The sequence below is a fragment of the Microcoleus sp. LEGE 07076 genome (genome assembly GCF_015207455.1).
In the GTDB taxonomy this organism is placed as follows: domain Bacteria; phylum Cyanobacteriota; class Cyanobacteriia; order Cyanobacteriales; family Microcoleaceae; genus Microcoleus.
In genome coordinates, this window is record NZ_JADEWV010000226.1 from 1 (window position 1) to 8,926 (window position 8,926).

The window sequence follows — 8,926 nt, forward strand, 5'->3', positions numbered from 1 at the left end:
ATTTTAAACTGTCGTACAAGTATCCTGATGAGAAATATTGGGAAACGTATTTTTCAACTTGTTTGTTGACAGCGCCAAACGGGTAGGCTATGTGCGAGGCGACTGTCCGATTTTTGTCTAAATCTTGGGTGCATTTCCTCAGTCTAATTTGGTCTTGAGATAATTCTCTGTCTAATGCTTTTAGAGAAATTTTTGTGAGGTTTTCGTGATTCAGCCCGTGGGATTGAATATCATAATAACCTTGTTGCATTCCGTCTCTCAAGTCTTGACAAGTTACTTTTTTTATGAGTGAGTTTTGACGGCCCAAGAAGCCAGAGTTGATAAATACAACTACTTTAGTTTTTTTACCATATTTATTTTCAAGCTTTTCTAAAATCGGCAGTAAGTGGGTATAAATACTTTTGTTTCCATCGTCAAAGGTAATCATAACTTTTTTGCGATCGCGATATTCACTCGGCACCGCTTTTCTGGGATTGGCGATGAAATATTCGTAAAGTTCTTGGGTTGACAAAAACCAATAGTTGTGAATGACTAAATCTTCTAAAAAAGGTTCCAAGTTTTGCTGGCTGTAGTCGCCGGGAAAATCTTGCCGCTGCGGCGGTATTTCCTGGGGATTTTGAAGGTTTACAATGTCGTGAAAGCCAAAAATCGGAATTTCTACTGTGACGATTTCTAGGATTACTTGATAAGTGATGAATGTTAGGAGGAATGCTAGTAAAAAGCTAATAATGCGTTTTTTGCGTAGCGTCATACCGGGCTGAAAATACTCCGGCCATTTGTTAACGAAATAATTTACCATTGACAATTACAACTTTATGAGGTAAGGGGTTATGGCGCTAGTATGAGGGTTTTTCTGGTTTGGGTGATGGGAGGATTTGGATTGTCGATCGCCCTTGTCTTCGGTAAAGATGAGGTAGGTCGAGTCTACCCTGATACAATTTAGGTCGATCGCGCTTTTGGTGCAACCCTGCTGGCAAAAAGTTGACAATGCTTGTTTCGTGCCGGCAGTTTTTCCATGTGATTTTCTTGACTTGTGATTTCTCGCCCTAGGTGCTAGTATATTTCATTAAAAGCCCGATCAAACAACAAAGATGAAGATAGCAGTAATTCTGCCTCAAAGGAGCAAACTGCACGTAGCAAACCTTTGACAAAATTGTCACTTGTCGCAAAATCAATATCAATTTAAACCGAGGTTCCATCGCTTGTCGATTGAGTGTATATGTTTGTCGATCGTACTTACCTACAATTGTAATTCAGGTAGAGCTTTATATTTGATTTATCGTTATTATTTTCAACATTGGGTAGATCGAAAGCCGGTTTAACTCGGTCACGCAGCCCAGGTAAAAAAAGTATGTATTAAGTTTGATTCCAAAAGATGCTAGTGTTTCTACTAGCAGTTATATAGTTTTGCAGCTTTCTGGCCGCCGAAACCCGCTTTGTTTAAAAGTGATTCAGATGAAAGATGAATAGGTAAAAGTAGTCGGTGTCGATTATGCGCTGTTAGATTGGTGGCAGTTGCAGCAGAACAATTTAAAAGTTCCGGTCGCTCCGAGGTAGAGTGAGGGGGGTGCGTTTGAAAGATGAATCTCTGCAGAACGGTTCTTACAGAATTGCAGAAGTATTGGAGAAAGTGGTTTTAGTTCAAAAAGGCATAACTTCTAAGCCTGATGTTTTGGCGGCTAGGTCGAAATTGCCGCCAGAAATCCAACCGTTGATGAAATAGTCTAAAGTTAAGGATATAACAGGTGTTTGCGATCGCCCCTCAAGACAGTAAAATTAAGTAAAATTGCCAAAAGGTCGATCGCCCCCGGTGCCAGACAAAATTTTGATTCAAGGTTTGCTATACTCCAGAAATAGACACATATTAACCTTTGGAAAATCAATAGGCCGGAGCTATGACATCCTATGCAACCTCTACAGCAAGAGCCGAGATGAGTGAGATCCGGCGCTTGAAAAACATACTGCCCCCAGAACTCCAAAGTTGGGTAACAGTAGAAAAAACAATAGAAGTTAATCCCACCCTGATCCGTAGCGAAGAAATAGGCAAAGACCAAGTAGAAATCCAAATAGACCTGATCCGCTGGGAACAGCTAGCAATGGATCAGCGCAACCTCCTATTTTGGCACGAAGTCGCCAGAATCCAAAATGACACCATCCCCAGAGACGGTTGGGAAATGGCAGCCCTCGCCATTGGTTTGGGCGGCGCAGTCGGCGAACTTTGGGTGCAAGACGGCTTGCTGCTGCTGTTGGCCCTATCCCTGTGTGGCGTCTCCGGCTGGAGACTTTACCAAAAAAACAACGGAGAGAAAAGTTTAAAAGAAGCAGTAGACGCCGACGAAAAAGCCCTCACCCTCGCCACCCGCTTCGGCTACACTCTCCCAAACGCATACAAAAGCCTCGGCAGCGCCTTAAAAACCTTAATCGAGCAAACTTCCAAAAAACAGCAGCGCGCCAAATACGAAGCTCGTCTCCAGGCGCTCAAACGCAACGCAGCCAAAGCCAAAGCCAAAGTCAAACCCATCACCCGGGAAACCTCCCAGTCAGAAAACGTCTACAATTCTTAACCTCATCCCCCCAACGCTGGATACGGGGGTTTTCAAGTTAGCGGTTAACGGTTGACTTCCTAGTTAACTGTTAGCTGTTAACCATTAAGGGGGGCGCACATTCCCTGCTAGACAGGCATCGGAATTCTTAACCACAAGATTAACCAATCTCAACAGAAAAAAATCTTGATTCCTGGTGAAAGTTTCCAAGCCACTGCGTTGAAAAATCGGTAATCCTAAACTTTGACAAGCGAATTTCAAAGGTAGTACCCGCCACGTGATTGATCCGTGGAATTAATCGGGCTCATCTCAAATCCTCAAGCCCCCGAATTTATCCGTGGGCTCAATCCAAAATCTAAAATCTAAAATCGAATGATGTCGTTTCCGGTTGCATCGGAATAATAAAATCGAGTCAACAGTCATTAGGAGTGCAACTGGAATTGATATGACTGGTAGACTTAAGTCTACTCTTACCTTTGATATCGCGCGAAGCTGCAAAGTTTTCAGGGTTTTTTGTAAAGTTTTTATAAAGCTATTTTACTTAACAAAAAAATTTGGTAAAGCTGTACATGCTAGGACAGAATAAGCTAAAGACATCAGCTTGAAATTTGAAACTAGGACTTCATGGTCAGTCATACCCCAGAGGCAGAAGATTTTCGGGTTACGTACTTGGACGAGATTCCCTCCGTTCACATACCCGTGCGCTTGAGCGTACTTGAAGCGGTAAACTTCAAAACAACCTGCCAGCAACTTTTCTCTGGAAGCACGGTTCCCAGCAAAATTGTTTTAGACTTCAGTCTCACGACATTTATCGACAGTAGCGGAATTGGTGCTTTAGTCAGCAATCTCAAATTTGCCAGACAGCGCGGCAGCGACTTGGTGCTGCGGAGCCTCAAGCCGCAGGTGATGGCAGTATTTGCTCTCACCAGTCTAGATCAAGTGCTGACGATCGAGCAGCCTTCTGCAACCTCAACTTCCAGAGAGACCAACCCCTCGGACAATCAGCTACCGATGACGCACCCCTCAGTGCAATCGTTCGTGAAACGGCTGATAGACATCATTGGGGCAATCGTCGGTTTGGCGATTACAGGAATTTTGCTCGTACCCATAGCCGCAGCCATCACGATTAACGATCCGGGCCCGATATTTTTTGGGCAAACCCGTTGTGGCTGGATGGGGAGAAAATTTCAGATTTGGAAATTTCGATCGATGTGTACCAACGCCGAAGCTATGAAAGACCAAATTAAAAACGAAGCTTCGGGCGCATTTTTCAAAAATGACAACGACCCGCGGATTACCAAAGTCGGGCGCATCTTGCGTAAAACCAGTCTCGACGAACTGCCACAGTTCTGGAACGTACTCAAAGGCGAAATGAGTCTAGTCGGGACCAGACCTCCTACCCCAGACGAAGTTGAACGCTACGAAGTCCCTCAGTGGCAGCGTTTGGATGTCAAGCCAGGGATGACTGGCGAGTGGCAAGTCAACGGTCGGTCTAAAGTTCGCGATTTTGAAGATGTCATCCGTTTAGATTTAAAATACCAAGAAAACTGGAGCCTAATCTATGACCTGAAACTAATTGTGAAAACCATAACGGTTCTATTTAACAAAAATAGCGGCGCTGTGTAAGAGTCCTCAACAACCCATTGCTGAACTCTCTGGTGCTGTTGCGGCACATCGACACCCAGAACTCGAACTCAATGGTTAGTTGGACAGGAGCCGCAGCGATCGCTACATTAGCGTTAAGTGTTAAAATTCACAGAGAAAATTTGCAGCTAGTTGCCAGCTCTGCGATCCGAGTATGAATGAGAAATGTACCAGTTCTTGTCGTACTCGAATTACGCCAGCACGGTTTTTGAACAGGGCAAAAACTCACGTATGTTTAGAAAAATACCGACTCCTAACACGGTGGCAGCTCAAATCACTCGTCGCAGGCTGACTCGGGAATTTTCCCGATTTAAAAGCCTTACCGAGGCGGGTTACAGTATCGGAAGTCTCTCATTTTCTGTGCGAGTAAATGATGCCAAAGGAATGCTGACCTTGAGCCCAAACGGGCTTCTTCAACTCAAGCTTGACTTAACTAATATGTTGCCAAGACCTTGCCCTCCTTTTGCTCTCCCTCCGGCGCCCCGTACAGCGGTGGTGGGAGCCAACCAGGGGGAAGAAAGATGAAAGACAAGCAACCAAAGGCGGAGTCGCACCTTCAGGTTGAAACAGACCTGAATGCTTTAACATCCGTTTTGGAATGGTTGGAGAATATAGTTTTGCCAATGCTGCCAGCAGATTTCTGGTGGCAGTGCCGGCTGATTGTCAACGAAGGCTTTACCAACGCTGTCCGCCACGCTCACCAGAACTTGCCCCCCGCGACCCCGATCGACATTGAGGTAAAAGTGTTTGGCGATTACTTAGAAATTAGAATTTGGGACAGAGGTCAACCCTTTAACCTGGAAGCAAAGCTGCACTCGATCATGCAAGAGCAGCGCGATCCCTTAGACAGAGAAGGAGAAAGAGGACTGGTGTTCATGTACAAGCTCACAGACGATCTTCGCTACATCCGTACCGAAGATCGCCGCAACTGCCTGGTAATGCGAAAAAACCTGACATGAGGGCGCTTTTGCCCGCCCGAACCAGGGCGGCGAATGCGGCAAATTGGCAGGTTCCAGCACCGCCCCCTGTTGTGCTACCCGGAACCTAACCACATCCTCTGCAATTCACCCGTAGCGGCCTCAAATTAGCCAAGGCAGGACAATTTGGTTCAAAATAAATATTATGCTAAAAATTCTAATTTATTCCTATAACTACTATCCAGAGCCGATCGGCATTGCCCCCCTGATGACAGAACTCGCGCAAGGTCTAGTCAAGCGCGGCCACCAAGTCCGAGTCGTCACAGGAATGCCCAACTATCCCCAGCGCCGGATTTATCCGCAATACCAGGGCAAATTTTACCTCACCGAAGAACACAAAGGCGTCACAATTCAGCGCAGCTACCTGCGAGTCAACGGTCCCCATCCCAGCCTGCTAGACCGACTTTTACTAGACGGCAGTTTTGTCGTCTCCAGCGCCGTCCAAGCCTTCAGAGGCTGGCGTCCCAACGTAATTTTCTCGACAATGCCCCCTTTACCGATTTGCGTCCCTGTTGCCCTCTACGGGTGGAGTCGCGCTTGCCCGATCGTCCTCAACGTACAGGATATAGTCTCAGAAGCAGCCGTGCGCGTCGGCTTGGTCAAAAAAAACGGAGTGCTAATTCGGATTGCTGACGCCTTAGAAAAATTGGCCTACAACACAGCCACCCAAGTCAGCGTCATCGACAGCGGTTTTGTCAGCAAACTGCACTCTCAAGGAGTACCCCCAGAAAAAATAGTTTGCCTTCCCAACTGGGTTGATGTCAACTTCATTCGCCCCTTACCTAAAGAAAATAACCCCTTTCGGGAAACTCACAAACTCAATGGCAAATTTGTAGTTCTCTACGCGGGGAATATTGCCCTGACTCAAGGTTTGCAAACTGTGGTCAAAGCAGCGGCTAGTTTGAAACACATACCAGAAATTGCTTTTGTAATTGTTGGAGAATCATCAGCCCTCGCACGCCTGCAAAAAGATTGCGAAACTTATAAAGCCACGAATGTGACGTTACTGCCCTTTGAACCGCGAGAACAATTACCAGAAATGTTAGCTGCGGCTGATGTTAGTTTGGTGGTACAAAAGCGGCGGGTGACTAATTTTAATATGCCATCAAAAATTCAAGTGCTGTTGGCGAGCGGCAGGGCAATTTTGGCCTCGGTTCCCGAAACTGGTACGGCCCACAAAGCAGTCCAGCAAAGCGGTGGCGGAGTGGTGGTAGCGCCGGAAGACCCGGAGGCTTTGGCAGATGCAGTTGAGGATTTGTACCTGCATCCTGCTAAGGTGAATGCGTTGGGCGAGCAAGGCAGAAATTATGCTGTTGAGAATTACGGATTTGAGGAAGCTTTGAATCATTATGAGGCTTTATTTGCGGCGGTGGCTGCGAGTCATTCTGAGAAAATATTGGAGCCTTTGCCGAAATAATCTGATAATTAGGTTAGTGAACATAGAGAGCGAGATACCTCGTCCTAATTCAACTTGACTGTAAGCAGGCTATAAATCTTAATGAAGCTAATACTTGTGGCAAATACGTTTTAATTAGCCAACAGTTGCCATTTGAATATTTTTATCAAAGTGTTACTATGAACCAGAATAAATCTAGCCTGAGTATTGGTTTGTTAGACAATTGCTATCATTCTCTCAAACGTGGCTATGAATTGTGGAATATTGTCAAGGAAAGAAACGACAGAAACGACAGAAACGCAGACGATGGTTGGCTTCTCAAGGAGTCTATTATTTGGGTTCATCATGGTATAGAATTAGCTTTTAAAAAAATGCTGGCTCAAGTTAATGAGTGTTTTATATTTGAAAAATTAGACGATGAAAAATTTTGGAGAGCATTAGGAAAGTATAAAAAAGACAATAAAGATTATATAGAAGTAGAAGGAACGAATAATATAAGCATTATTCATTTATTCAATGAAGACGTTGATTCTAAATCTATAAGTTTTACTAAAGCATTAACACGAGCAGTTTTAATGTTAGATATAGAGGAGCTGTATGATAAACCAAAAACGGATTTCAGAAAAAGTATTGACCGTTTGACTAACTATCGAAATAGATTAATACATTTTTCTTTGGATTTAAATATTGATGAAGTAACTGTGTTATTGGGTGAACTTTTAGAACCTTTACTTACGCTGTTAAAAACTCACATCAAAGATAGTAATTTTAGAGATAATTACCTTCCCAAAATTAGGGATACAGCAAAAGGTGTTCAAGAACTTGCCAAAACGAAAACTGAGAAAAATCAAGAAAGAATAATAAATATAATGAACGCCTTTAAAGGAAAAGAGGTTCCCGGTTACATATTTAATCAAGAAGATGACCAATTTAGGTTGCCGACTTTTTCTAAAAGTCAAGAAAACCCAAAATATTGCGGTTGACATTATTGGTCATATTTCCGGAGATGAAATATGGTTGGTACAGATTAAAATAGGAAGTCTATTTTTTATGGGCGACCTACCGTATATCAAAACAGAAAAATATGGTAAATGTATAACAAAATGGTTAGTCTTTCTGACCCCTGTTGATTCATCAAAAATCGAAAGGCTAAAGGAATCGGGATTGCTTGTATCATCATTAAAGGAAATTGAAGAACTAGAAAAAGAGCTAAATATTAATGGCAAAACAAAAGAAGACCCAAACCAATAAACCCATCACCAGCGATCAACGCCTCGGCAGCATGATTAAGTCTGCGCGTGACCTCATCTGACCCTTGAAGGGTAAAAGCGCGACGATCCGGGTTTTTTGCGATCGCCTCCTGTGTGGCGATCGCCCATTACCAGTAACAAATTAAGCGATCGCCTCAGTTGTGAGTAAGCCCAATTGAGAATATAACCAGCTAGTCCGCCAGCAATGCCCAGAAATAGCGAAGCTGTCACCAGCCGCTTTCGTAGCACTTCAATCCCTTACCTGTTTCTTACAAAAATGATCTACAAAACCAATCAAATTTCTCTGAATTTTCCTTTTTCAATTCATACAAAACAACAGCTAGCTTTGTATGAATGGGAACCTCATAATGTGCAACATATTCTTTTGAAAACTCTTGTTTCGATGTTTCATAGTATTGTTTTAAGGATACATTCATAGCCTCATCTGTAGGATTCTGATGTTTTTGAAAAATTCCTTTCCTTATTAAACCCAGGTCAACCCCCCTCTTTTTCTAGTCTTTAATATGACTGTCATAAAAGTTATTATCCATATTTTCAGCTTCATCAACTATCTCTTTGAGCCAAGTTTTCTGGTCTTTCATGATTTTTGTCCTCGGGAACTATAGTCTGTCATCAGTTGCCATTTAAAGTGTTTCACTATTGATGGGCTTTCATGTATTCTCTCAGTAAGGTGTTGATCTGGGTTTGATAACCGCGACCTTGAGATTTAAACCACTCCAAAACCTCACTGTCTATGCGTAAGGTAACTTGAGCTTTAGTCTTAGGGTTTGGCAAGCCTCGCTGAACTACGGCTTTAGCAAACATTTCAGGCGTAATTTCAGGGCAATCAGAGAAATCAATATCTTCATCAGTCATGGCATCTAGGCGTTCCCAATCAGTTTGAGATTTGCTCGAAGTAAATTCGTTGTTCATCGATTGTTACTAAATATTAGACTTCTCCCATCATTATTGTGGAACAGGCATCCTGCCTGTTATTGACTGTCTTTTTTGCCAGATGTCTATTGTAACTACAATCTTTCGCTACAGGCCACCCACTTTAATAGATTTTTGAATTGTTCGAGTAGAGCCGATCGCCCCCTTCGCCCCCTTCACCTC

11 protein-coding genes are annotated in these 8,926 nt (G+C 43.5%); 8 read left to right on the forward strand and 3 right to left on the reverse strand.

Translation table 11 applies throughout. From position 1 onward, the window contains the following. The coding region (locus IQ270_RS25345; RefSeq protein ID WP_193975937.1) for a polysaccharide deacetylase family protein at positions 1–799 on the reverse strand (799 nt) is incomplete at its 3' end. Positions 800–1,573: 774 nt separating this feature from the next. On the opposite strand from IQ270_RS25345, the gene IQ270_RS25350 reads away from it, so the two are divergent. The 8 genes from IQ270_RS25350 (at position 1,574) to IQ270_RS31470 (ending at position 7,811) form a co-directional block, all read left to right on the forward strand. After that, positions 1,574–1,723: a hypothetical protein gene (locus tag IQ270_RS25350; protein ID WP_193975938.1), complete on the forward strand. Its 150-nt coding sequence runs from the start codon at positions 1,574–1,576 to the stop codon at positions 1,721–1,723. Positions 1,724–1,895: 172 nt separating this feature from the next. Continuing rightward, positions 1,896–2,564: a DUF3318 domain-containing protein gene (locus tag IQ270_RS25355; protein ID WP_190741785.1), complete on the forward strand. Its 669-nt coding sequence runs from the start codon at positions 1,896–1,898 to the stop codon at positions 2,562–2,564. Positions 2,565–3,167: 603 nt separating this feature from the next. After that, positions 3,168–4,169: a sugar transferase gene (locus IQ270_RS25360; protein WP_193975939.1), complete on the forward strand. Its 1,002-nt coding sequence runs from the start codon at positions 3,168–3,170 to the stop codon at positions 4,167–4,169. A 249-nt stretch (positions 4,170–4,418) separates the two neighbouring features. Further along, positions 4,419–4,712 (forward strand): hypothetical protein, encoded by a 294-nt coding sequence (locus IQ270_RS25365; RefSeq protein WP_193975940.1) that lies wholly within the window; start codon positions 4,419–4,421, stop codon positions 4,710–4,712. Next, positions 4,709–5,146, forward strand: a complete 438-nt coding sequence (locus tag IQ270_RS25370) for an ATP-binding protein (protein WP_193975941.1) — start codon at positions 4,709–4,711, stop codon at positions 5,144–5,146. Before IQ270_RS25365 ends, IQ270_RS25370 begins: the two co-directional genes overlap by 4 nt. 163 nt (positions 5,147–5,309) lie before the next feature. Beyond that, positions 5,310–6,581, forward strand: coding sequence for a WcaI family glycosyltransferase (locus tag IQ270_RS25375; RefSeq protein ID WP_193975942.1), 1,272 nt, complete (start codon positions 5,310–5,312; stop codon positions 6,579–6,581). Between the two features lie 158 nt (positions 6,582–6,739). Beyond that, positions 6,740–7,543, forward strand: coding sequence for a hypothetical protein (locus IQ270_RS25380; protein ID WP_193975943.1), 804 nt, complete (start codon positions 6,740–6,742; stop codon positions 7,541–7,543). Beyond that, complete coding sequence (locus tag IQ270_RS31470; RefSeq protein WP_228056689.1) at positions 7,482–7,811, forward strand: hypothetical protein; 330 nt, start codon at positions 7,482–7,484, stop codon at positions 7,809–7,811. The genes IQ270_RS25380 and IQ270_RS31470 overlap by 62 nt, the downstream gene beginning before the upstream one ends. Positions 7,812–7,864: 53 nt before the next feature. On the opposite strand, the gene IQ270_RS25390 is transcribed toward IQ270_RS31470, so the two are convergent. Further along, complete coding sequence (locus IQ270_RS25390; RefSeq protein WP_193975945.1) at positions 7,865–8,059, reverse strand: hypothetical protein; 195 nt, start codon at positions 8,057–8,059, stop codon at positions 7,865–7,867. 408 nt (positions 8,060–8,467) lie between these two features. Next, entirely contained in the window at positions 8,468–8,743 is a 276-nt protein-coding gene (locus tag IQ270_RS25395) for a BrnA antitoxin family protein (RefSeq protein WP_193975946.1), read from the reverse strand. Between the last annotated feature and the right edge of the window lie 183 nt (positions 8,744–8,926).